The organism is Leyella lascolaii (assembly GCF_900079775.1).
GTDB classification, from domain to species: domain Bacteria; phylum Bacteroidota; class Bacteroidia; order Bacteroidales; family Bacteroidaceae; genus Prevotella; species Prevotella lascolaii.
Map to the genome: position 1 here is coordinate 63,036 of NZ_LT556044.1, position 23,134 is coordinate 86,169.

The following is a 23,134-nucleotide window of genomic DNA, read 5'->3' on the forward strand; positions in this document are numbered from 1 at the left end:
ATCCGTAACATTAGTACGACAACTTGTTCTGTTCTTCCTCCAACTTTTCAGACAGACTCGTCCATGTGTTTTCTTCTTCTTCGAGCAAGCCTTTAAGAGAGGTATATTCTGCTATAAGATTCATATCTGCGGCACCTTCCGGAGTACATAATTTGTCGTTGATTGTTTTAATCTTATTTTCAAGGACTTCGATTCTTTGTTCAGACTCCTTTATTGTTTTCTCTATTCTGCGTATTTTTTTCTGTATTTCCTTGTGTTCTATATAATTGTTCTTTTTCTGTGATGATATTGTGTCTTGCAGAGATTCGCCTGCATTCAGATTCTTTTTAGGTGCTGCAAGTTCGTCAGGAGATTCAATGTTACGCTTGTATAGATAGTCATATATTCCTCCGAGATGTTCCGTAACGCTGCCATCTGCAAATTCATATACTTTAGAGACAAGTCCGTCCAGAAAATCGCGGTCATGACTTACGATAATGGCTGTACCGTCAAACGCTTTGATTGCTTCTTTCAACACCTCCTTCGACTGCATGTCAAGGTGGTTGGTCGGCTCGTCGAGAATAAGCAGATTAACCGGCTCCAACAGCAATCTTATCATAGCCAATCTGCTACGTTCTCCACCACTGAGCATTCTTACTTTCTTTTCAGAAGCCTCGCCGCCAAACATGAACGCTCCAAGAATGTTATTTATTTTCAGTCTTATTTCTCCCTTTGCCACATTGTCAATTGTCTCAAAAACAGACAGACTGCCGTCAAGCAGTTGTGCCTGGTTTTGCGCAAAGTATCCTATCTGCACATTGTGCCCTATCTTTAATGTTCCTGAATAGGGAATCTCTCCCATAATACATTTTATCAATGTGGATTTTCCGGATCCGTTACGTCCTACAAACGCTACTTTCTCACCGCGTTTTATAGTAAATGTAACATTTTCGAAAACGGTGTGTGTGCCGTATTGTTTGCCTACTTCATCACAGATTACCGGATAATCGCCGCTGCGAAGACAAGGCGGAAACTTCAGATGCATGGATGACCTGTCAACTTCATCTATCTCAATAGGTACGATTTTCTCAAGTTGCTTTATACGACTCTGGACCTGCACCGCTTTTGTCGCCTTGTATCGGAAGCGCTCGATGAAATCCTTTATGTCCGCAATCTCTTTTTGCTGGTTTTCGTATGCACGTATTTGCTGTTCTCGTCTTTCCGCACGCAGTTTTATGTATTCATCATATTTTACCTTGTAGTCGATAATCTTGCCGCATGATATTTCCAGAGTCCTGTTTGTCACATTATTTATGAATGCCCTGTCGTGACTTACAAGTATTACTGCTTTACTGCTTTGCTGCAAGAAACGTTCCAGCCATTGTATGCTTTCAATGTCAAGATGGTTTGTCGGCTCATCAAGAAGCAGGCAGTCAGGTCTGCTCAATAATATCTTCGCCAACTCAATGCGCATGCGCCATCCACCGCTGAATTCTGAGGTAGGGCGGTCAAAATCAGATTTATAAAAGCCAAGACCGGTAAGTATTCTTTCTATCTCAGCTTCATAGTTTTCTCCTCCCAACATGAGATATCTGTCATGTTCCTGAGTATATTTATCGACAAGGGCAATGTATTCATCGCTATCGTAATCGGTGCGTTCCGTAAGTTCCTTGCTCATCGCATCGATTTTATCTTTCATGTTTATAATGTCGGAGAATGATTTTCTTGCCTCATCTCTCACTGTAGTGTCATCCTGCAATATCATTACCTGTGGAAGATAACCGATTCTCATGTCCGATGAAATTGATATTTTACCGTCTGTAGGCTGTTGCTGACCACAGAGTATCTTCATTAGAGTGGATTTTCCGGCTCCATTTTTTCCTACAAGCGCAACTTTGTCATTATCGTTTATTACAAATGACGCATCTTGAAAGAGAGGTTTTATTCCAAATTCTACTTTTAATTTTTCTACAGAAATCATTTTATATGATATTTAAACATGCAAAAGATAATGAAAGATGAGTGCGACAGCAAGGAGGGAAAACTGAGTTTTACCGGACTTGATACTGCCGAATCGAATCTTATCTTATGCAAAGATGATGCAAATGAGCGGAAAGCGAGCTTGCTCTTAATTTCCCGAGTGCAGCTTATCTTATACAAAGATAATGCAAACGAGCGGAAAGAGAACTCGCTCTTAATTTCCCGAGTGCGGCTTATCTTATACAAAGATAATGCAAATGAGCGGAAAGCGAGCTTGCTCTTAATTTCCCGAGTGTAGCTTATCTTATACAAAGATACAAAATTTCAGATATTATATACTCAAAACATATTATATATGAGATACATGCATACTGAATATTAAAACTGTCTATAAAAACGCCTGATCTTGATATATGTGATCAGGCGATATTTATTAATAAACTATTGTTCTATTATTCGTCTCATATTAAATTCTTGTATTTTACCATCCGGACTGACTTTGGATAGGATTCTGAAATTGTGACGTTCTGTTGTTTCATCCGTATATTGAATGTCTTGAATGGCATTGAATTCTACGGTGTATTCGTATTGTTGTTCACCAATCTCCTTTTTCGATATCTTATAGTCTCCATTTGTATGCCAGTCCATGTGTGATACGTTACTCTTATAAATTTTGTTCATAAAAGAAAGTACATCCATGCGGGTTGCCCCCTGTTTACCCAAGAATGATGTCAGGACCGGATTGACGGAGTCTGACAGTGTGTTTTCATCTTTTGTGTTAAGACTTTGAAAGAAATTCCTGAAAATCATATCAATCATTATTTCTTCCTCCGGCTGCACTGTTTGAATCTTTATTTTCCTAATACAATCGGAAGCCTCATCATAATATTCGCCATTTGGCTGGTTTTGTATGTAAGTTTCGTACGATTCTATTGTATTTGATTGTTTAGCAGCAAGCCAATCGATTGAGTCGATTTTATGAACTGCTATGTTCTTATATTGAGAGTTTGGATATTCTTTAAGATATTGCTCCAAAGCACTTTTTGAATTGCTTACAATTGCATTTGTCCATGCGATGTTTGCCTCCTGCAATTCATTGAGCCGTTTTTTTATCATTAATATATGCTCTGTAGGAGCATCCGTGTCAGAATATGTCTCTATATATTTCTCTAAAACAGATATGTCACTGCTGGACAAGGCGAATTCGTACTCGCTTTTTTCCTTGTTTATATCATTTTGATTATTGTATATATATACTGCCGTAGCAGCTATCGCAATCAACAAAACAATTCCGGCAAAAACGGCAATAAGAATGTTTCTCTTATTTTTATTACCACCGGTTTCTATCTTATTTTCTATTGCAGATTTTTCTGATGTATTCGGATGATGGCACTCAGGGCAGCTCTCCTGGCTTGAAAGATATCTGCATCCGCATTGAGGACATACGGTTATGTTTCCAGATATTTCAACTCCACAAAACGGACAGCATGGTGCTTTGTCGCTTACATCATGACCGCACTCCGGACATTTTATTACTGACATCTCGTATGAATTTAATGTTTAAATCTTATTTCTCTCAAACTGTGCTTGCCCATGAACCTGCTTTTATCTACATATCCGTTTACACCGTCAATATGCCCTTTTCCGGTGTATTGCCACATGGTGTAATCCCGGTCGTCTTTAAGCACCGGCTCTCTTTCTGTATATTGGGCTATCATTATTTTGTAGTCATTTATTTTCCCGGCAAGATAATTATTATAGAAATTGGTAAAAGTGTATAATAATGGTTTTTGTTTATATGCAACCTCAACCATTTCAAGGAACTTAAACAGAGAATCACAAAATTCCTTTGTAGAAAGACCGCTTTTCGTTTCAATGTCTATCATCGGTATCAAGTCCTGATCGTCGGGTCTGCATTGAGTCATGAAATTTTCCAATTGTTTTGCCAATTCTGTCTTAGGACGGAAGAAGTGATACGAGCCGACTTTTATACCGTGTTTTTTTGCAAGTTCAATGTTGTATTCATATTTTTCATCAATGTTGTCGCCTCCTTCTGTAGCTTTAAGATAGACATACGCCATTTTCTTGTTATTTCCTACAGTTTCCCAAAAGACTTCTCCCTGATAATGGCTCATATCAATGCCATGTATATGTGTGCATGTGTCTTCACATTGCACATTTTCAGTATAAAACTCCTGAGCCGATGCTGTTGTCGGCAGGACAATATATAAAAACAGAATAAAAGATAAAACAGAATATACAGTCTTCATGATTGCAAAGTTAATAAAAAGGGAATAGAGTATTGGTTTGTCAATTGTAATTTTACAAATATTAATATATCCGGATGACAGTGTCTGGTCTATTCTTCTATTTCAGATAAACTGTTTGCCATTCTGTTAATCAGATTACTAATTGTTTCAAGAGGAGCATAATTGATATATTTCATAGAATGCCATATGTTATTGCGCAACAATACAGAATTGTTATGTAGAATTCCGCTTTTGCTTTGTCGGAAGTGCCACTCTAACTCTGAATCATTCTTGATTATATTATCCAATGCCTTTAATGCTCTGTTGTATGCTATTCTGTCTATATTGTGCACAAATGGAACTTCCTGCATATCGAAGCATAGAGTCGTGATAAGAATACTGCCTTCATACTGTGCCATTGCATGTAGTTTCAGATATTGCAACCAATGTTCCAATTTCACAAAATCCACCTTATCTCCTTTGTTTCTTAAATATTTGCCGATAAGCAGCAGATTGTTGTATGCTATTCCGTGAGTAAGAATTTTATTTGTGTTATATATTATAATATTTAGCAGGTCTAATGTTTCAATGGATGTGTCAATAGAATGCAATTCTTTGTGTCTTAGATTTGCCAGTCTTTTATTTAAAAACATGTTATTCAAATCAGAACGCGGAATGCAGACTTTCTCGTTTGTTGTTTCGTTAATGTCTATATTATAAGTTTTGAAAAATCCGTATACCGTTTCATAAGGAATATTTTCATAATTACAATTCTTCATTCCTTTTATGGCTACAGATATGACGTTCTGTGATATTATTATATTTAATAATTTGTTCCATTTGAATATGGACATAGCTTCAAATGGTTCTGTATCATTAAATGCCCCAGAACGTATAGCACGAAGAAAGTTTCTTTTTATGATATCCATTTTAAAACTACAGTGCGTTTATATATCCGTATACGGATGATGGTTTTATATTTATATATCAGTTGCGGCAAGCATATGTATACGTATGTATTTCTTATGTTATATTATGAGCCATGGTACAAATATATTGAATAATTTCGAGCTTTCAATAACTTGTCCATTGTTTTATACATACTTTTGTATTTGAACAAAATACAGCAAACTCTTTATTTCTTATTATATGACGCAGGAAATCTGAAATATATGCATAACAGTGCAAACACCCCCAATGCGTATGGATAATATAGATAAGGCATTATGTCTATTGGATTTATCCGTGCAAGATTCGCAACTGTCAGTATTTGTGCGCCATATGGAATTATGCCTTGCATACAGCATGAGAAAGTGTCGAGAATACTTGCTGTTTTTCTATTGTCAACACCGTATTTCAGACTTATTTTTCTGGCTATGCCTCCCACCGTTATTATTGCAACCGTATTATTTGCCGTGCAGATATTTACGGCTGCGACCATTATTCCGATTACTAATTCAGCTCCACGTTTGCCGTGTATATGTGATGTGATTTTACTTATTATATATTCAACACCTCCGTTTTTATTTACGATTTCGAAAAGTCCTCCGGCAAGCATTGTTATAATAATCAGTTCGCTCATTGATTGAATCCCTGTTCCCATTGACGCGAACCAGCCGAATATGTCATACGAACCATTAATAATTCCTATTATTGCTGTCAGGATAAGTCCGACCATAAGTACTACTATCACGTTTATTCCCAGTAATGCCGTAATAAAGACAGCCATATAGGGAAGTATCTTGGAGAATTCTGTTTGAGAAACAACCGGCGGCTTGTTTATGTCAAAGCCCAGAATAATATAGACAATGAAGATTATAAGCGCGACAGGAAACACGATGTATGAGTTTGCCCGGAACTTGTCTTTCATATTACATTCTTGAGAGCTTGTCGCTGCAACGGTAGTATCTGAAATAAATGACAGATTGTCTCCGAAGAACGCTCCTCCAATTACAATTGCAACCATGAGATTTATATTTACTCCGGTTGTCTGTGCCAAGCCTATTGCAATCGGAGTCAGAGCAACTATTGTCCCAACACTCGTTCCTATTGACAAGCTTATAAAACAGGTTGAAATAAACAATCCGGCAAGAATCATATTGTCAGGTAATACTGACAGCATGAAATTTACAGTAGCGTCAACGCATCCTATATCTTTTGCTGTATTGGCAAATGCACCAGCCAACATGAATATCCATATCATTAACATTATATTCTCCGTGCTGGCTCCTTTGCTGAATACACGTATCCGCTCATTCAGATTCCCGCGGCGGGATGACATGATTGCGTATATTCCGGAGATGAGAAACGCAGTGCTTATTGGAACTTTATAAAAATCCTGAGCTATGATTGATGTTACCAAATAAATTAATATAAAAACAATCAATGGACTCAGGGCAATGATACCTTTTTTATTATTCATATCTACTATAATTGAGTCCTACGATAGAACTCCATGTTTTCTTTTGTCAGCAATTCTATCGGCATATAGTTCACTGGCTGTACTTTTTCTTTCAAGACTACGGCTTTGAATAATGTATCGACACAGTTGAATCCCTGCTGATAACCATGTTGTGCAATAAGAAAAGAAATGCTTCCTTCCTTAAGGCACTTGGCGTTCTTTGCTACCATGTCGTATCCCATAATCTGTACGTTGCGTATATTGTTTCGTAAAAGATATTCTCCAACGATATGAGCTTTTGAATTAAGGGTTATACAATGATGTATCTGGGGATGGGCATCAAAGAACTCCTTCAATATTATGTCATATTTTCTTTTTGTACTTTTAAATGGAATCTGTAGCTCAACTATTTCTATATTTGGATAGTGATCCTTCATGTAATGCCTGAAGCCTACTTCTCTGTTACGTTGCTGTTTGCTTGTTACTTGTCCGTTTTTTACCTGTTTCAAAAGCATTATTTGTTTCTCTTCCGATGCAATAAGCATAAGCATTTTTGCGGCAAAATATCCGCTGCAGAAAGAGTCTTGACCCCAAAATGAAAGAGGCTTAAGGTCCGGCATGTATGAGTCTAATAATATAAATGGAATCTGTTTGTCGTGAAGTGAATCAGTGAATACTTTTGTGACATCCAATTCTACGGGAACTATTATCACACCATCCGGATTCTGTTCTATACATTTTTTATATTGTTCAATGAAAGAATCGTTATTAAAACGCTCATAATACATGATTTTTACATCGATGTGAAAATCACGTCTTGTTTCTATAGCTTTCTGCGCACCTTGTTCTATCTCTTCCCAATACGCTTCTGATTCATGAATCGGCATCAGTAAATAAAATGTGTACGATTTGTTATATGCCAATGCGCTTGCATATACATTAGGATGATAATTCATGTTTTTCAGCGCCTTCTCGACTTTTTCCCTTGCGGACTGCGATACATTGGCGCGATTATGCAATACTCTGTCTACTGTTCCGACTGATACTCCCGCAATCTCAGCGATATCTTTTATCGTAATTTTTTCACTCATATAATATGACTGGAAATACACTGCAAATGTAATAATAAAAAATGAGTCATTAACATTATGTATGTATATTTTATTCAAATATTACATATAAGCTGTCGTTTTTAGTAATTATTTTTTTTATATCGCCACATTTTGTTTACCTTTGCTTTATGACGAATTCAAACAGTAGTTTTATTCAATGTTGTTTATGAGAAAAGGAATCGGAACCTTTCTGTTGCTTTTTATAATATGTATTTTCATCTTTTTTTCATGCTCCAGACCTGAAAACCGGAACATGACAGATAAGTTGAATACAATTTCCTATGAATATCACTACCGAAATATCGATACTTCGTTAGTATATGCCCAACGTGCATACAATGCTTCCAAATCAATGGATTACAGTGCGGGAGAAGCCGAGGCTCTCAATAATCTGGCTTTTGTATATATGGCAAAAATGGATTATGACAAGGCTTATGATTTACTGAACAAAGCCCAGCAGATAACCGATAATCAGATTGAATTGTTGGTCTCTGATGTACAGTTCATGAGATTATGTCAGAGACAATCTAAAAATAAGGATTTCTATTTCTATCGCGAGAGTGCTCTCTCAAGGATGAAGCGCATAGAAGAAGAGTATGCGGGCTTGAGCGAACGCGAACATCAACGTTATGTTTATGCCCAAAGCGAATATTCCATAGTATTGTCTGCTTATTTATACTATATTGGTCTGACAGACCTGTCCGTCAGTGCTATTGAAAGTATTAATCCGAATGGTGACATCGTAGAGGACACAGCACAGTTATTGAATTATTATTATAACATCGGGTCAGGTGGTATAATAAAAAGTGATTCTGAAAAAAGTATATGTCAGGCGGAGTTCAACTATCTTATGAGGTGTTATCTTTTGTCACGACAATACAATTATCCATACTGGGAGGCAAATTCATTACAGGCGATAAGCGAGCATCTTATAAATAAGGAAAACAGAGAATTCATTATAAAAAATAATCCACAGGAAATAGATTTTATAAATGTGGATAAGATGCCGGACTCTCTTTTAGCCGGCAACATCGCAAGACGCTCATTGCTTTTATTCGAGCAATATGGAGACGTGTATCAGACTGCGGGTGCCTATCGCACGCTGGGAGAATGCTATCTTTCAATAAATGATTATGGTTCGGCATTGATTTGTCTCGATAATGCACTACATAAGAATATCGCGATAAACAAAGCTCCTGATCTTGTCGCTTCCATAAGAGAGCAGTTGTCGTTGGTTTATGCAGCGATTGGGGACAAAAACAAGAGTTTTCAAAATCGACGTATCTATCTTGAGATGCAGGAAAAAACCAGGCAGGACAGACAGTTGGAAGCCAGGGCTGAGCAGTTAAGCAAGTCTTCGAGACAGCTTAATATCATGCTTGGTGCTGTTGTTTTGATGATAATACTTGTGATTATTCTTCTGTTTATATTCAATTATCTGCGTCGGAAAAATGAAAATAAGTATTCTGTCAGTGGTTTTCTGCGTCCTTTGGAGGAATGGAAACATAAGAATGAATTGCAGGAAAAGGAATTCAACGAACGTTTTGAAGAATTGAATGAACAGATTGAAATTGCGAAACAGCAGCTTCTGTCAAATAAAAAACGTAATCTTGAGCAACGTGCCAAAATATCATTGGCTAACGGAATACTGCCTCTGATAAACAGAATGGAACATGAGGTAAAGAAACTTATGGCAACGAACGAGACTGAGGCAGTAAGAAAAGAACGTTATGAATACCTTTCAGAAATAACTGATATAATAAACGAATACAACGATGTGCTCACACGCTGGATACAAATGAACCGCGGCGAACTAAATCTTCACATCGAAAGTTTTGAACTTCAGAAAGTTTTTGACATCGTGTCAAAAAGCCGCATGGAATACAGACTGCGTGGCATAGACTTTGTCATAAAACCAACTACGTCTGTTGTCAAAGCCGACCGTGTGCTTACTCTGTTCATGATAAACACTATGGCGGAAAATGCAAGACGTTTCACTCCGCCTGGAGGACGCGTTGTTATAGACAGCCGGTCGGGGGATGATTTTGTTGAAATTTCAGTCACTGATACCGGTTGCGGAATAGAACATACGAAACTGGAGCATATTTTCAGCCATAATTTATTTGAAAACAATAGGGAAGATGCTGTCAAATCCGATGCCGGAAAACGTACTCACGGATTCGGACTGATGAATTGCAAAGGAATAATAGACAAATATAAGAAAATAAGTTCTCTTTTCAGTGTTTGTACAATAGCGGCAGAGAGCGAGCCCGGCAAGGGCAGCCGTTTCTATTTCCGGCTTCCTAAGGGAATGATGCGCGTTATCATAACCATTATGATGATTTCATGTCCGGCACTGTCATTCTCAATGAGAAATGCGAATTTACGCTTGGCTTCATCATTCTCTGACAGTGCTCATGTTGCAAATCTGAATGAAGATTACCATAAAACACTTGTTTATGCAGACAGCTGTATCAAACATCTGAACAAGTATTATTTAAGTCAAAAAAGCGGAGGACGTGACACTATGAAAGTATATTCTGACGCAATGTATCCTCCTGCAGAACTGGTATGGTTCTATGACAGCCTGCATACAGATTATAATGTCATACTGAATATCAGGAATGAATGCGCCATTGCGGCTATGGGATTGTATGAATGGGACCTTTATGAATACAACAACAACGCATACACAAAACTTTTCAGAGAGAGGAGCGCTGACAGCACTATATCTGACTATGTACATGTCATGCAGGAATCAAGAAACAATAAGAACGTGGCGATTATCATGTTGTCATTTTTATTCATCATGATATTCCCGGCATACTATTTCTTATACTATCGTCACAGGATATATTACAATCTTTATGTAGAAAGCATTGTGTCTATAAATAAAGTTCTATTATCGGATGTTACACCAGATTCGAAGTTGGAACAAATAAATGACATCTGGAGTAAGTGTAATAAATTTTCTGTCATGAACACGCGTCTGCAGATGCTTGACGGTGTCGTGAACCAGATAAAACATGCCTTACGTCAGAAAATAAACCTTATTTCAGAGAAACAGACCGACCTCGAGTATGCCAAAGACGAGCTTCAGAAAAACGAACTCGAGAATTATAAGATGCATATAAGTAATAGTGTTCTCGACAATTGTCTCTCTACTCTGAAACACGAGACAATGTATTATCCATCAAGAATAAAACAGCTTTTAGAGGGCAGAGACGGCAATCTGCTTGCAATTAACGAGACCTTGTCTTATTATAAAGAACTGTATACCATTCTCAGCACACAGACTTTGCGCCAGATATATGTCAGCAATGCGGTAGACTATCAGATAGTAGGTTACATGTTCGACATTCTGAAAAAACTGAATGGCGGCGTCAGACCGGATATTACCTTTGATGATTATAATGTGAGATATGTTCTTGTAAAGGTCTTTATGACATCAATGAGACTCTCTGAAAAACAACTCACCGACTTGTTTTCTCCTCTTACGTGCGACATTCGTTTCTTGCTGTGTAAGCAGATAATACGTGAGGTGGGGGAGATTACCAACGCACGTGCATGTGGAATTCAGGCTGTCGGAGGAGACAACGGAAGTACAATTATAGAAATAATACTTACAAAATCGATATGGACAAATTTAAAGTTATAATAGTGGAAGATGTGCCTTTGGAACTAAAAGGTACGGAAGGTATATTACGCAATGAGATTCCTGAGGCGGAAATAATCGGAACGGCAGATAACGAGCAACATTTCTGGCAGCTTATAAAAAAACAGTTGCCCGATCTTGTACTGCTCGATTTGGGACTTGGCGGTTCCACCACCGTCGGTGTAGAGATTTGCCGTCAGATTAAGGACCGGCATCCTGGCGTGAAAGTGCTTATCTTCACGGGTGAGATACTGAATGAGCGTTTATGGGTAGACGCGCTTGATGCAGGGTGCGACGGTATTATACTGAAGAGTGGGGAATTGCTTACACGCAGTGATGTCGCAAGCGTTATGGATGGCAAGAGAATGGTGTTCAACCAGCCTATTCTCAATAAGATTGTAGAACGATTCAAGACCACTATAAACAATCAGATATTCAGGCAGGAAGCACTTATACAATATGAGATAGACGAATATGACGAACGCTTCCTCCGTCATCTTGCTCTTGGTTACACAAAGGAGCAGATCGCTTCCCTGAAAAACATGCCTTTCGGCGTGAAAAGTCTGGAAAAACGTCAGAACGAGCTGATACAGAAATTATTTCATAACGGAAACGGAGGTATCGCCGTCAATGCCACACGTCTCGTCGTGAAGGCTCTGCAATTGAGAATCATAGATCTTGACAATCTCATGCCTGATGATGATTGACATGACAAATATAAAATAAAGCGGATGAGAGACAAAACTGACAAGATAATATCGTGGATGGCATTGTCTGTGCTGATATTGCAGATTATGCTTTTTATTCTGTCGTGGATAGTTACGGCAACCAATCCTGATCTTAAAGTGCGTTCTTTGCTTAGCGGGGAAGGCGTGAGGTGGTTTATCGGTGCTTATGTGGACAACCAGAGTAATTTCGTACTTGTATGGCTATTGCTGCTGTCAATATCGTTCGGGGCAGTCAGGCAAAGCGGCTTGCTCTCTGCTGTCAGGAATATCCGACGGCTCGGATTCCGTGAGCGACTTGCCATCCGGTTTGTGTCCATAGAGCTGGTATTGTTCATTATAGTGCTGTTCTTGCTTACATGCGTTCCTCATGCGGTCTTGCTGAATGTGGCGGGAAATATCTATCCGGGCAGTCTTTCTATGGGATTTGTGGCATTGCTTTCATTCGTTTTGTGTACGTTTGCCATAACATATTATAATGTAGTGGCAAACAGAATCTCTCTTAGCGGTATATTCGGGTTGCTCACTGCCGGTGTGTCTTCCGCGTCTCCGTTTTTTGTGCTGTTTCTCCTTGTCTCGTGTCTTTATCACTCCATTTGTTTTGTGTTCTTTCTATGACGGTTTGCAAAGATTCATATTATCATAATTCTAATTTGGCTTATTCCGCATCCGGCATGCTTTCGGTCATCTTTTTTGTTTTATTATGTTCTGTATGGATATAGATGGAGCACATGCAAATATCCGAAAATATATATAGGAAAAGTTTAAGTATTAATCGTGGCAACTTGTAAGACAAAATGTCTGCAAATATATATGGGTTGCCCATATATATTTACAGACATTATAAGAATACTCCGAATGCAATTCAGATATTAGTGAGGAGTGTTGAAATAATTCTCAATGAACTTCTCCAACTTTTCTCCACGCAGTCCGGTAGCTATGATTTTGGCATTCCGGTCCACTACGATTGTGTATGGGATGGCTGTCACGTTATATTCCTTGGCAGCATAGCTTTCCCATCCTCTGAGGTCAGAGAGATGAGTCCACGACAGGTTGTTGTCTGTGATGGCTTTTTCCCATGCGTTGTAGTCTGAATCAAGCGATATGCCGATGATTCCCAGACCATGGTCTTTATATTTGTTATAGATGTCCACCATTAAAGGCATCTCAGCCCGGCATGGTCCGCACCAGCTTGCCCAGAAATCGATTATGTTTATCTGATTTTTGCTTATCTCGCTTTTCAAGGATACACTGTTTCGTTGCAGGTCACCAAGTTCTATGTCTGTAAGCGTCGGAGCCGATACTTCTTTCTGCTCCTTCTCAGCATTCTCCGGTTTCCCACCATGCTTTATCTGACATGAGAGCAACAGGCACATTGCCGTCGTTGCCACACATAAATTACGGAATATTCTCATATGATTATTTTATTTTCAGTTTATACCAGATACTGTGAACTTATGCTTTCGTTGTTTATGACACGTCTTATTGTCTCTGCAATCATGTCGGCTACAGAAAGCTGTTTCACCTTCGCACAACGGTTTGAGTAAGGGATGGAGTCTGTGAATACAATCTCCTCGAGTGCCGAATCCTGCACACGCTCAGAAGCGGGACCGCTCATGACGCAGTGTGACGCACACGCTCTTACGCTCTTGGCTCCAGCCTCTTTCATGATGTCAGCAGCCTTTGTTATTGTACCGGCGGTGTCAACCATATCGTCCACTATTATAACATTCTTGTCTTTTACATCACCGATAATCTGCATGCTTTCCACCACATTGGCGCGTGCGCGTGTCTTGTTGCACAGAACGAGCGGGCAACCGAGATACTTGGCAAATGTGTTCGCACGTTTTGAACCGCCTACGTCTGGAGACGCTATAACGAGATCCTTCAGATGCAGACTCTGAAGATACGGCAACAGTACGCCTGAAGCATAAAGATGGTCGACCGGTACATCAAAGAAACCCTGAATCTGGTCAGCATGGAGGTCCATTGTTATAAGCCGGTCAATACCTGCCGCACTCAAGAGATTAGCTACAAGTTTTGCACCGATGCTTACTCTTGGTTTGTCCTTGCGGTCCTGTCTCGCCCAGCCGAAATATGGTATTACTGCGATAATTTGTCGGGCAGACGCTCTTTTTGCTGCATCAATCATCAATAGCAGTTCCATCAGATTGTCTGAATTAGGAAATGTGCTTTGTACAAGAAAGACATCGCGTCCGCGAATGGATTCCTCATAGGAAACAGCGAACTCTCCATCAGAGAATCGTGTTACCAACAGATTGCCTAACGGGCAACCTAAGCTTGAGCAGATTTTTTCTGCAAGGTATCTCGTGCTTGTGCCGGAGAAAACCAAAAAAGAGTTTTTTGCACTCATTTCTTTTTTATTAATGATGTATATAAATTAACTGATTATCTTCCTTAGACGTTCAAAGTGGTTTATCAACTCTTTATAGTCATTCTGGTTGTGTATGTCGAATCTGTTCCACAAGTCACCGCATATGACAACGCCTCCGAATCCCAAATCTCTGGCAATCTGCAGATTGTCCGTGTTCATTCCGCCGAGTGCATAGACTTTCTTGTCTATCAGTCCGTTGTCTGCGGCTTTCTCCAGATCGTTCATTGTGAAATCTGATTTCTGCTCCGGCTCTGACTGGCTGTCAAAGATATTTCTCAGAAAAACATAGTTTGACTGTTTCTTCATTTCCTTCAGCTGTTCGAGTTTCGTGCATGTACGGCTGATATGTCCTTTGTAGTTGAGAGGCGGTGTGAGGGTAGGTGTGTCTATATGAATACCGTTAAGCCTGTATTCTTCTTTCAGATAGAAGTGGTCGTGAACAGTTATCTTGTTATAGAAGTCCTCCGGTATGAGTGAGAGCAGACGTTCTGAGTAAACAGGTGAGGTTAGTGGTTTGTAAAGATGCAGATTGTCCATCCCTTCTTCAAAAAGAGTAACAAGAATTTTATCTTCTTCTACGAAGAATGTGGATTTTGTCATGATAATTAACTTCATTGCCTGTTTCTTTTGTGTTGCAAAATTATTAATTTTCTGCCAAACTTACAATCATATTATATGATAAAATCCAAACGGCTCTATATTTTTGTATTGATTGACCGGTATCTGCCGTCAGTCATCATCAGTGTTCCGTGCTGATGTTATGTATATTTGTTCACTTTTTCATCGGATGTGCGGCGGACCGCATTGAGAAATAGTGTAAGACAGTTGCCTCTCGGCTCATTTCTTTTTATGAGTGTCCTGCCGCTCAAATCTTATTTTTATGTGGTTGAAACCCATTGAATGCATGATGTTGTGGAATTGCGTAACCGCATTCTGTTCGGCGCTTCTTATGTTCGACTCTGTGAGGCAGCGTCTCATCATGATGTCTTTCGCCTTTTGATAAAGTGCAGCCCGTGCCTGATGGCTCCATTTCCCGCTTTCAAGAAACGCTCTGGTGCGTGTCTCGTCAATGAAATCATCGTCAAGCAGTCTTATTGGCGGAAGCGTCACAACGACCGAGTCGCCTGATGTCCTTATCCAGTTTTTTCCGGTTTTATGCAAATCAATCCCCAGACGAAGTGTCCCATAATAGATTCTTACCAGTTGGTCGTCCCCGAACAGACCATGCCTTACGGTGTCAACTATCTCCTCATCGCTGACTGCCAGAAACTCCCACTCGCCAATATCTTTTATCGATTCTATCAGATTTGGTGTTATGTCTATTTTGTTGTTTGTGTATATATCCGCACTGTTGTCTTTTCCGCAATGAATTATCGCGGTTATGGTTATCAGCAAAATTACCACACCTCCTGCTGCAAGCAGCCATGGAGCCATTGTCGTACTGATGATGTGATTTATGAATTGTCTTATGCTGTTATTCTTATTTTTCATTGTGTCACATTCTTGTTTTCAATTAACGAACTGATGTCTTCCCGGGTGAAATCCTTTCTGAATGTTATCGTAATGTCGCTTTCTTTATATCCCATTTGCTTTATCAGTGGAATCAATGTGCGTGCCGCACTTTCTCTTGCCATGTCTGTAAGTCCCATGTTCGGTATATCCGCCACTATAGCCTGCCGTCCCTGCCTTTCATAGTCAGACAGTTCCTCGTCACTGAAACGCCGCCGTGTAAAAGCCACATATTCTTTGATTTCGTCGTGGTTGACTGTTGTGCCGGTTATGGTTATTTTAGGATCAGGCAGAATAATATTTATTTTGCCGTTCGATTTTTCCACATTCGCATCCGAAAATCCTTCAAAGTCTATGTACGCTTTCACTGTGGCGTCGATAGGTATTGCTATCTTTCTTTTGCCGAGAGGAAGGTCTATGTCATATTCTTTCTTGAAGAACTTACCTTTAAGGCTTATTTTGTCGTCGTGCGTTATAATCTTATGTATATGATATTCTGTAGTGTAAAGACGCGAACATTTCTTTATCTGCATAATAAGCATCGGGATTGTATCAACAGTCCCGGTTGATGCCGCCGTCTTTTCTTTCCTGCATGAAGAAAAAAATGCAGCCGTAAATAGCATCAGAATAATTAATGTCTTTCTCATTCGGGTATATATTTTTTGTATGGCAAAGATAATGCAAGGCGAGTGCAACGGCAAGATGTGGAAACGAAGTTTTACCAAACTTGACACTGCCGAGCCGCCGCTTGTCTTATGCAAAGACAATGCAAACGAGCGGAAAGAGAGCTTGCTCTTTATTTCCCGAGTGCCGCTTGTCTTATGCAAAGACAATGCAAATGAGTGGAAAGAGAGCTTGCTCTTGTTTTCCCGAGTGCAGCTTGTCTTATGCAAAGATATAAAAAAAACGTCAAATTGGTTTGTTATATCAATTATTTTGACCGACTTGTTAAACCATTGGTGATTTGCGACGTCATATTATCAAAATCGTACGATTATGACAGGAATAAGAACTTATAAAATTTTAATTGATATGAGAAAATATGTAATGGCTTTAGCGTTGTTTCTTTGCATTGGAAACACATGCTTGATGGCACAGACAAAACAGGACAGGAAGATGCCCGACAAGTCGGAAATCATACAGAAACGTACTGACCGCATGGCAGAGCGTTATGGACTGGATGAGAATCAGAAAAAGGAGTTGCTTGAGTTGAATAAGCAATATGCGGACAAGATGTTCATGGGCGGGCGTCCCGGACGTGGAAACAGACCGCGTCGTGCCATTGGCGGAGACTCACTGAGTATGAGGAAACGACCGGATAAGGCTCAGATTGAGGAGATGATGAAAAAGATGAAGGCTACGCGTGAGGCTTATAATAATGGTCTGAAGAAAATAATGAATGACAGCCAGTTCTCTAAATACGAAGAGGAGCAGAAGAAAATGATGCAACGCCGTCCGCGCAACAACAATCGTGGAAACCGTTAAAAATGCATTAAGAATATTTTATTTCAACATTTGTTCATAATTAATTAGTTAGGTTAGATTTTGCCATTTGCCTGTTTCCCTCTTAAAGGTAATGGCGGTGACGTTGTCCTTAAACTTATCGGGCAACGTCACTTTTTAGTATATGTCCTGAATTGATTGGCGTTTAACCCGAACCTGTCATTAGACTCCGGCTCGATTATGCGTTAATGTAGAGTGGATTGCCTGCCGTTCCGACTAAGGTGTAGCGGGCTCCGCAGAGACTGAACGGTAAGCAAGACGCCGACAGAAAAGCGTAAGCAGACCTGAGAGCATGTGAAATAAAGATTTATTAAAATATATACGTTCTAATGACGATTTGGGTTTGATTTTATCATATCGGTAAATTCAGAACGACTGATTATCGTATCGGCAGATTATGACCGGCAGCTTATGAGTTCTATCCTTACGTTTCTATTCCGGTTAACCTTATATTGCATGTTTATGTAACAATATGCTCACAATATGAATATTTATACAATGGCAACTCGCTGAGAATCGCGTAGAATCAAAAATAATTTTTTCGTTACCGTATACGCCTGCTATTCGTATGTTTGTATAATGTGTTGTATGTCAGTATGTTGTGTGGAATACGTTTCGCGCGGCTACGTTCCGTCATGCGAAAAAGGCTTTTCGGGCACACGGGAGAGGCTGTTCCGGCAATCGGAAAAGCCCGTTCGGGAACATGAAACATGCTTTTCCGGAAAACAATATGCCTTACATAAGAGGAGTAAGCGTATGTGGAGGAGACGGAAAAGAGCCGGAATGGCGTATGGAGTATGTCTGTTGCAGACTAAGAGTAGGGGTAGGGCGTGGGCTGTAGGATAGGACTCTCGTTAAATATACGTCTTTCCGGCTTGCCGCGTTTCTGTTTTATAAAAAAACACGACAGTTATTTCTTACCACAAAGACTGTATAAATATTCATTTTATGAATCGTGTTTTTACAAATGCGTACGGCATTCGTACCAAAATAAACGCATTATCCTGATTCACACTCTGAATATGAGCGAGAACAGACGCTCACCGTCTATCCTGACAAGCCATAAGCATACAGCCAATAACGCGCATACAGCGACTATCACGCCTGTACCCACTCTCACCAGCCTCGGAGGTATTTCTCCTATGATGTGGCGCATTTTCTCACTTCTCAATTCTATATTTTCTTTTTCATCCATAGTTGTTTCTATTATCAATAGTCATATTCTGCAATATTCTTATCATACATAACGCACTCGCTGGCTTTGTGCTGTTTATGGCGGCTGCCATGTCATGCCATTTCAATTGCCAAGCTCAAGCTGATTCTTCACAAGTTCATAATACAGTCCCTTCTGACGGGTGAGAGTCTCGTGAGTGCCGGTCTCTGCCACGCGCCCTTTGTCAATTACTATTATCTTGTCCGCATTTCTTACGGTACTCAACCTGTGCGCGACGATGATTACAGTGCGGTCTTTACAGAATCTGTCAAGATTCTCCACTATTTTCCTCTCATTGTTCGCGTCAAGCGAGTTTGTCGCCTCGTCAAGGAATATGAAGTCCGGATTCTTGTACACCGCTCTTGCTATCAGAATGCGCTGCTTTTGTCCTTGGCTCAGTCCGGTGCCGTCACGCCCTATCTTTGTGTCGAACTTAAGAGGCAGGCTCATGATGTAGTCTTTAATGCATGCCGTCTCTGCTGCGTTCACCATCCGTTCCTTGTCAATGTCGCCGTCGTCTACCGCTATGTTCCTCGCTATCGACTCGGAGAAAATCACACCGTTCTGCATCACCACCCCGCACCGCCTGCGCCACTCGTCAAGGTTGAGCCTTGCTATGTCTGTACCTCCAATGTCTATGCATCCCTCGCTTACTGGATAATAGCCAAGCATCAGTTTCACCAGTGTCGTCTTGCCGCTTCCTGATGCCCCGACTATTGCAGTGACCTTTCCTTCCGGGATTTCTATGGATATGTTGTCTATTGTCTTCCATGGAGAATGACGGTCGTATTTGAAGCTGATGTTGTCGAGCCTTATCGTTTGCGGTCCGTCAGGTGGCATGTGCCCGTGACTGTCTGCATTCTCGTCTTTAGTCTTGTGTATCTCGTTGATGCGCTCCAGGCTTATCTTTACGTCCTGCAGGGAGTAGAGGAAAACCATGAGCTGCTCCACCGGAGCGTTGAGCTGTCCTATGATGTACTGCACGGCAAGCATCATTCCGAGAGTCAGTTCACCATGGATTACTGCCGTTGCCGACACCACCGTAATAATGATGTTCTTAAGTTCGTTGATGAATATGCTGCCTGCCTCCTCTGTCTGCTGAAGCTTGAGACTTCTCATCTGCACGTTGAAAAGGTCTGCCTGAGTGTCCTCCCATTCCCAGCGGCGGCGACGGCGGCAGTCTTGAAGCTTTATCTCCTGCATGGATGTGATGAACTCATAAGTCTTGTTGGTGTTTATCGCCTGCTGCTCGAACAGTTCGTAGTCGAGCACCTTGCGGCGTCTGAGAAACGCTGCTATCCATAGGGCGTATATGGCACTGCCAACCATGAATATTGTGAATATCATCACGTTGTACATAAGCAATACCACACCGAATACCACGAGACTCAGCAATGAGAATGCCACCCCGAGCGTCTGTCCTGTCAGGAAACTGTTGACTCTGGCATGGTCGTTCATCCTTTGCATCAGGTCGCCCATAAGCTTGGTGTCGAAGAACGACATAGGCAGTTTGAGCAGCTTTATGAAGAAGTCGCTCACCAGTGATATGTTCACCCTCATACTGATGTGCAGCAACAGCCAGCGGCGTATGAAGTCGAGTGCCGTCCGGCTTACCGTCAGCATGAGTTGCCCGAGCAGCACGAGCCACACGAATCCGATGTCATGGTTCTTTATGCCCACGTCCACTATAGCCTGTGTGAGGAATGGCAGCACGAGCTGCAGCAGGCAGCCGAGGGCAAGTCCTACGGCTATCTGTCCGAAGTGTTTACGGTATTTTTTCAGATAACCTGCCAGAAAACGGAACGACCGGCTCTCTCCTTCGTCGCTTGAAAGTCTCATGCGTTCGTAAAAAGCCGGTGTGGTTTCCATAATCATAGCCACTCCCCGGTCACTGCCTTTCGCGCTTGTACTCACCCAGTGTTCCTCCATGTCTCTCAACGAGCGTGTCACCTGTCCTTTTCCGGGGTCGGCTATGTGGAATCTTCTGCCGTTCCTGCTGATGCGGTGCAGCACCACAAAATGGTTCTGGTTCCAGTGCAGTATGCAGGGTAGGGGAACTGTGGCGAGCTGTTCTATGGTCAGCTTTCCGCACATGCTCTGCAGTCCCAGCTTTTCCGCTGCCTCACACATGCCAAGTAGCGACACCCCTTCGTTGGTGGCGAAACATAGCCGTGAAAGATATTCGGAGCTGTATTCGGCTCCGTAGTGCTTACACACCATGCGCAGGCATGTGATGCCGCATTCCATTGAGTCGTGTTGTCTGTAGGTCTTGAATCTGCTCATTGCCTTCCCTCTTTTCATTTACCTGTTGCCCAGAACGCTTGTCTTGGTGCTGCCGTCGAAGCTTGCTTCGTTGCCGCGCTCGGTCTTGCGTCCGAAGTCGAGAGTATATCTCACGGAAAGACTGAAATATCTGCCTCTCCTCGGGCTTGACACATATTGGCTCCATTGCACGTTGTCGCTGTCAAACCACGATTTATACCATCCTTTTTTTCTCAGTACCGACTCTACCGACAGCATGGCATGCAGATTGCCTGTTGTATATTGCAGGTTTATTCTCATGCTGTTGCATAACCGTGACAATTGTCCGTTGCCGCCGCGCATGAATCCCTTGCTGCCTATGGCACCCATTGCGGTTGCGGAGAAATGTTTGTTTATGTTGTAGCTAAGATATGGATATATGCCGTAGTTGTAGAATGAGAAATGTCTTATGCCGGTGTGCATCTCGCGTGATAAGACTATCTGTGAACGCATGTTGAGTTTGCTGTTCAGTAAAGACAGCGACGGCGTGAGTCTTACGGATATAATGTCGTAGTTGCCGCTGTTCACGATGTCCTGCACCATCATGTTGCCGTCGGGATGCCATGACGGCACTATGTCGTGCATTATCTCTTCCCACGACAGGCTCGCGCTCAGTGAGAAGCTGTTTGATGGCATCCACGAGTAGGATGCCAGTGTCGACACATATCGCTGTGGCTTCAACGTGGCGTTGCCTTTTGTTCCTTCTATCTCGTTGTCCTGACGTATTACAGTGTTATAGAATGTAGGTGTTATCGCCATCTGGTATATCTCTGCGTTAGCATATATGGAGTGCTTTGTGCCGACTCTGCCGTTCAGTGTCAGATCGCCGTTGACGTATGGCGTGGTGTTATATTTTCCGTCATTCACTTTGTATGAATTGACCGGCACCTTCAGAAATGTGCTTGCCGACCAGTTGTCATTGAATCTGTGGTTGTATCTGAGTACTGTGATAAGGTTGTTGTTTATGAGTTTCTGCCTGGTGTTGTCTGTCCCGGTGTAGCGTGTCTTATATATCTCAGAATAGTATTGCACAGAAAGCGTAAGATAGTTGCGTTTGTATATCGGGAAAGCATAAGCCGCCCAGATGTTGGGAAGATACACGTCTTCCTCGGTGGCATTGAATATCGGTTTGTCGAAAGTGTATAGTGATGAGGCGTCGTTGTGATTGTATGAGAACGATGCCTTACCGTAAAGAAAGGAGTTGTGAGGAAGTTTCGGGAACTCGAAATAGGCGTCTGCGTATGGAGCCGCACTCTTCGAGGACGACCTTGTGCTTGCCGTGCCGTCTTCCGGGACGTTGTTGCCGTTGTAGGTTACGCTCATGTCGGAGTTGCTGACAGGCGTGCGGTCATAGCTGAATCCTGCCGATGTGATAAACAGAAACTTGTCACTGTTGTATATGGCTTTTGCTGCTGATACTGTTCCTCTGTTGTGCTGCCGTTTCTTTTCTTTTGTGCTGCGGTTTATTATGTTGTCGGGACTGAATGTGTATCGTGTGTTGGTGTTGCTGATTATGTCGTTTATGTTGCTGTAGGATGCCATTGACATACCGGAAAGAGTCCACTTGCCGGTGTTCACCTTTATAGCCACATTGTAGTCACCACTGACGGGTTTCACAAATGTCTGACCTGCTTCGCCGAGTACATATCCGCCATACTTATATTTCTTCATCACGAGATTCACCACGGCTTCGTAGTTCTTATATTTCGGATCGGAAGGCGATTTAAGGTAATCCACATGCAACACGTCTTTAGGGCGCAGTGCCTTTACTTCCCAATCCTGCGCCTCCACACCGTCGATATAGAAGTGAACGTCGGCTCCATATGTTGTCGACACCTTGTCGCTGCTTAAATCTACAAGCAATCCTGCTACCATCATTCTTGCCAAAAGGTCGCTTATGTTGAAGGCGTGCCTTATAGCCTCCTTTGACGGAATGTATACCACTCCGTCTGGTATGGCATAACTGCGTGTGGCGTTGACCACCACCTCGTCTATATTGTGTACTTTCGCTGAATCTTTCAGCTCCTGTGCGTTGCCTGCAAGATTAAACGATAACAAAGAAATAATAAGAATGTTTCGCATAGTTATATGTTTATGTTGTTTGTAAAGCGT

General features: G+C 41.3%; 19 protein-coding genes. 5 read left to right on the top strand and 14 right to left on the bottom strand.

Annotated features, from left to right (window positions below):
• Positions 1 to 10: 10 nt before the first annotated feature.
• From BN4609_RS09965 to BN4609_RS09995, 6 genes are all read right to left on the bottom strand, one after another.
• Positions 11 to 1,960, bottom strand: a complete 1,950-nt coding sequence (locus BN4609_RS09965; RefSeq protein ID WP_068856554.1) for an ABC-F family ATP-binding cassette domain-containing protein — start codon at positions 1,958 to 1,960, stop codon at positions 11 to 13.
• A gap of 440 nt (positions 1,961 to 2,400) precedes the next feature.
• Positions 2,401 to 3,501, bottom strand: a complete 1,101-nt coding sequence (locus BN4609_RS09975) for a zinc ribbon domain-containing protein (protein ID WP_021994023.1) — start codon at positions 3,499 to 3,501, stop codon at positions 2,401 to 2,403.
• Positions 3,502 to 3,512: 11 nt separating this feature from the next.
• A complete protein-coding gene (locus BN4609_RS09980; protein ID WP_068856556.1) occupies positions 3,513 to 4,229 on the bottom strand; it encodes a glycoside hydrolase family 25 protein in 717 nt (238 codons plus the stop codon).
• 89 nt (positions 4,230 to 4,318) lie between these two features.
• On the bottom strand, positions 4,319 to 5,137 hold the full coding sequence (locus BN4609_RS09985) for a hypothetical protein (RefSeq protein ID WP_068856557.1): 819 nt from the start codon (positions 5,135 to 5,137) through the stop codon (positions 4,319 to 4,321).
• A gap of 206 nt (positions 5,138 to 5,343) precedes the next feature.
• Positions 5,344 to 6,630: a Na+/H+ antiporter NhaC family protein gene (locus tag BN4609_RS09990; protein ID WP_068856558.1), complete on the bottom strand. Its 1,287-nt coding sequence runs from the start codon at positions 6,628 to 6,630 to the stop codon at positions 5,344 to 5,346.
• Between the two features lie 5 nt (positions 6,631 to 6,635).
• Entirely contained in the window at positions 6,636 to 7,700 is a 1,065-nt protein-coding gene (locus BN4609_RS09995) for a LacI family DNA-binding transcriptional regulator (RefSeq protein ID WP_068856605.1), read from the bottom strand.
• Between the two features lie 274 nt (positions 7,701 to 7,974).
• Here BN4609_RS09995 and BN4609_RS10000 point away from each other — a divergent pair, with 274 nt between their 5' ends.
• Genes BN4609_RS10000 through BN4609_RS10010 form a run of 3 tightly spaced genes read left to right on the top strand, consistent with a single transcriptional unit; the run spans position 7,975 to position 12,719 of the window.
• Positions 7,975 to 11,379: a sensor histidine kinase gene (locus BN4609_RS10000; protein WP_241033242.1), complete on the top strand. Its 3,405-nt coding sequence runs from the start codon at positions 7,975 to 7,977 to the stop codon at positions 11,377 to 11,379.
• Positions 11,358 to 12,083, top strand: a complete 726-nt coding sequence (locus tag BN4609_RS10005) for a DUF5932 domain-containing protein (protein ID WP_068856560.1) — start codon at positions 11,358 to 11,360, stop codon at positions 12,081 to 12,083. The genes BN4609_RS10000 and BN4609_RS10005 overlap by 22 nt, the downstream gene beginning before the upstream one ends.
• A 24-nt stretch (positions 12,084 to 12,107) precedes the next feature.
• Entirely contained in the window at positions 12,108 to 12,719 is a 612-nt protein-coding gene (locus BN4609_RS10010; protein WP_021993168.1) for a hypothetical protein, read from the top strand.
• 254 nt (positions 12,720 to 12,973) lie between these two features.
• On the opposite strand, the gene BN4609_RS10015 is transcribed toward BN4609_RS10010, so the two are convergent.
• The 5 genes from BN4609_RS10015 to BN4609_RS10035 form a co-directional block, all read right to left on the bottom strand.
• Positions 12,974 to 13,516, bottom strand: a complete 543-nt coding sequence (locus BN4609_RS10015; RefSeq protein ID WP_068856561.1) for a TlpA family protein disulfide reductase — start codon at positions 13,514 to 13,516, stop codon at positions 12,974 to 12,976.
• 20 nt (positions 13,517 to 13,536) lie between these two features.
• Positions 13,537 to 14,475 (bottom strand): ribose-phosphate pyrophosphokinase, encoded by a 939-nt coding sequence (locus BN4609_RS10020; protein ID WP_021993166.1) that lies wholly within the window; start codon positions 14,473 to 14,475, stop codon positions 13,537 to 13,539.
• Between the two features lie 27 nt (positions 14,476 to 14,502).
• Positions 14,503 to 15,111 (bottom strand): thiamine phosphate synthase, encoded by a 609-nt coding sequence (locus tag BN4609_RS10025; RefSeq protein ID WP_068856562.1) that lies wholly within the window; start codon positions 15,109 to 15,111, stop codon positions 14,503 to 14,505.
• A gap of 222 nt (positions 15,112 to 15,333) precedes the next feature.
• Complete coding sequence (locus tag BN4609_RS10030) at positions 15,334 to 15,987, bottom strand: DUF4230 domain-containing protein (protein ID WP_068856563.1); 654 nt, start codon at positions 15,985 to 15,987, stop codon at positions 15,334 to 15,336.
• Positions 15,984 to 16,652, bottom strand: a complete 669-nt coding sequence (locus tag BN4609_RS10035) for a DUF4230 domain-containing protein (protein ID WP_021993163.1) — start codon at positions 16,650 to 16,652, stop codon at positions 15,984 to 15,986. Before BN4609_RS10035 ends, BN4609_RS10030 begins: the two co-directional genes overlap by 4 nt.
• A gap of 19 nt (positions 16,653 to 16,671) precedes the next feature.
• On the opposite strand from BN4609_RS10035, the gene BN4609_RS16210 reads away from it, so the two are divergent.
• Both BN4609_RS16210 and BN4609_RS10045 read left to right on the top strand, forming a co-directional pair.
• Entirely contained in the window at positions 16,672 to 16,968 is a 297-nt protein-coding gene (locus BN4609_RS16210) for a hypothetical protein (protein ID WP_241033243.1), read from the top strand.
• Between the two features lie 126 nt (positions 16,969 to 17,094).
• Positions 17,095 to 17,490 (top strand): DUF4890 domain-containing protein, encoded by a 396-nt coding sequence (locus BN4609_RS10045; protein WP_068856565.1) that lies wholly within the window; start codon positions 17,095 to 17,097, stop codon positions 17,488 to 17,490.
• Positions 17,491 to 18,517: 1,027 nt separating this feature from the next.
• Here BN4609_RS10045 and BN4609_RS10050 read toward each other — a convergent pair.
• The 3 genes from BN4609_RS10050 to BN4609_RS10060 all read right to left on the bottom strand — a co-directional run bounded on the left by BN4609_RS10050 (position 18,518) and on the right by BN4609_RS10060 (position 23,104).
• Positions 18,518 to 18,703, bottom strand: coding sequence for a hypothetical protein (locus BN4609_RS10050; RefSeq protein ID WP_068856566.1), 186 nt, complete (start codon positions 18,701 to 18,703; stop codon positions 18,518 to 18,520).
• Positions 18,704 to 18,805: 102 nt separating this feature from the next.
• Positions 18,806 to 21,004 (bottom strand): peptidase domain-containing ABC transporter, encoded by a 2,199-nt coding sequence (locus BN4609_RS10055; protein ID WP_068856606.1) that lies wholly within the window; start codon positions 21,002 to 21,004, stop codon positions 18,806 to 18,808.
• Between the two features lie 18 nt (positions 21,005 to 21,022).
• A complete protein-coding gene (locus BN4609_RS10060) occupies positions 21,023 to 23,104 on the bottom strand; it encodes a TonB-dependent receptor (RefSeq protein WP_068856567.1) in 2,082 nt (693 codons plus the stop codon).
• Positions 23,105 to 23,134 lie beyond the last annotated feature (30 nt).

What these genes read in the sequence shown, in the direction of transcription:
- BN4609_RS09965 (WP_068856554.1), bottom strand. Translation starts at nt 1,960, where the DNA reads ATGATTTCTGTAGAAAAATTAAAAGTAGAATTTGGAATAAAACCTCTC.
- BN4609_RS09975 (WP_021994023.1), bottom strand. Translation starts at nt 3,501, where the DNA reads ATGTCAGTAATAAAATGTCCGGAGTGCGGTCATGATGTAAGCGACAAA.
- BN4609_RS09980 (WP_068856556.1), bottom strand. Translation starts at nt 4,229, where the DNA reads ATGAAGACTGTATATTCTGTTTTATCTTTTATTCTGTTTTTATATATT.
- BN4609_RS09985 (WP_068856557.1), bottom strand. Translation starts at nt 5,137, where the DNA reads ATGGATATCATAAAAAGAAACTTTCTTCGTGCTATACGTTCTGGGGCA.
- BN4609_RS09990 (WP_068856558.1), bottom strand. Translation starts at nt 6,630, where the DNA reads ATGAATAATAAAAAAGGTATCATTGCCCTGAGTCCATTGATTGTTTTT.
- BN4609_RS09995 (WP_068856605.1), bottom strand. Translation starts at nt 7,700, where the DNA reads ATGAGTGAAAAAATTACGATAAAAGATATCGCTGAGATTGCGGGAGTA.
- BN4609_RS10000 (WP_241033242.1), top strand. Translation starts at nt 7,975, where the DNA reads ATGACAGATAAGTTGAATACAATTTCCTATGAATATCACTACCGAAAT.
- BN4609_RS10005 (WP_068856560.1), top strand. Translation starts at nt 11,358, where the DNA reads ATGGACAAATTTAAAGTTATAATAGTGGAAGATGTGCCTTTGGAACTA.
- BN4609_RS10010 (WP_021993168.1), top strand. Translation starts at nt 12,108, where the DNA reads ATGAGAGACAAAACTGACAAGATAATATCGTGGATGGCATTGTCTGTG.
- BN4609_RS10015 (WP_068856561.1), bottom strand. Translation starts at nt 13,516, where the DNA reads ATGAGAATATTCCGTAATTTATGTGTGGCAACGACGGCAATGTGCCTG.
- BN4609_RS10020 (WP_021993166.1), bottom strand. Translation starts at nt 14,475, where the DNA reads ATGAGTGCAAAAAACTCTTTTTTGGTTTTCTCCGGCACAAGCACGAGA.
- BN4609_RS10025 (WP_068856562.1), bottom strand. Translation starts at nt 15,111, where the DNA reads ATGAAGTTAATTATCATGACAAAATCCACATTCTTCGTAGAAGAAGAT.
- BN4609_RS10030 (WP_068856563.1), bottom strand. Translation starts at nt 15,987, where the DNA reads ATGAAAAATAAGAATAACAGCATAAGACAATTCATAAATCACATCATC.
- BN4609_RS10035 (WP_021993163.1), bottom strand. Translation starts at nt 16,652, where the DNA reads ATGAGAAAGACATTAATTATTCTGATGCTATTTACGGCTGCATTTTTT.
- BN4609_RS16210 (WP_241033243.1), top strand. Translation starts at nt 16,672, where the DNA reads ATGGCAAAGATAATGCAAGGCGAGTGCAACGGCAAGATGTGGAAACGA.
- BN4609_RS10045 (WP_068856565.1), top strand. Translation starts at nt 17,095, where the DNA reads ATGGCACAGACAAAACAGGACAGGAAGATGCCCGACAAGTCGGAAATC.
- BN4609_RS10050 (WP_068856566.1), bottom strand. Translation starts at nt 18,703, where the DNA reads ATGGATGAAAAAGAAAATATAGAATTGAGAAGTGAGAAAATGCGCCAC.
- BN4609_RS10055 (WP_068856606.1), bottom strand. Translation starts at nt 21,004, where the DNA reads ATGAGCAGATTCAAGACCTACAGACAACACGACTCAATGGAATGCGGC.
- BN4609_RS10060 (WP_068856567.1), bottom strand. Translation starts at nt 23,104, where the DNA reads ATGCGAAACATTCTTATTATTTCTTTGTTATCGTTTAATCTTGCAGGC.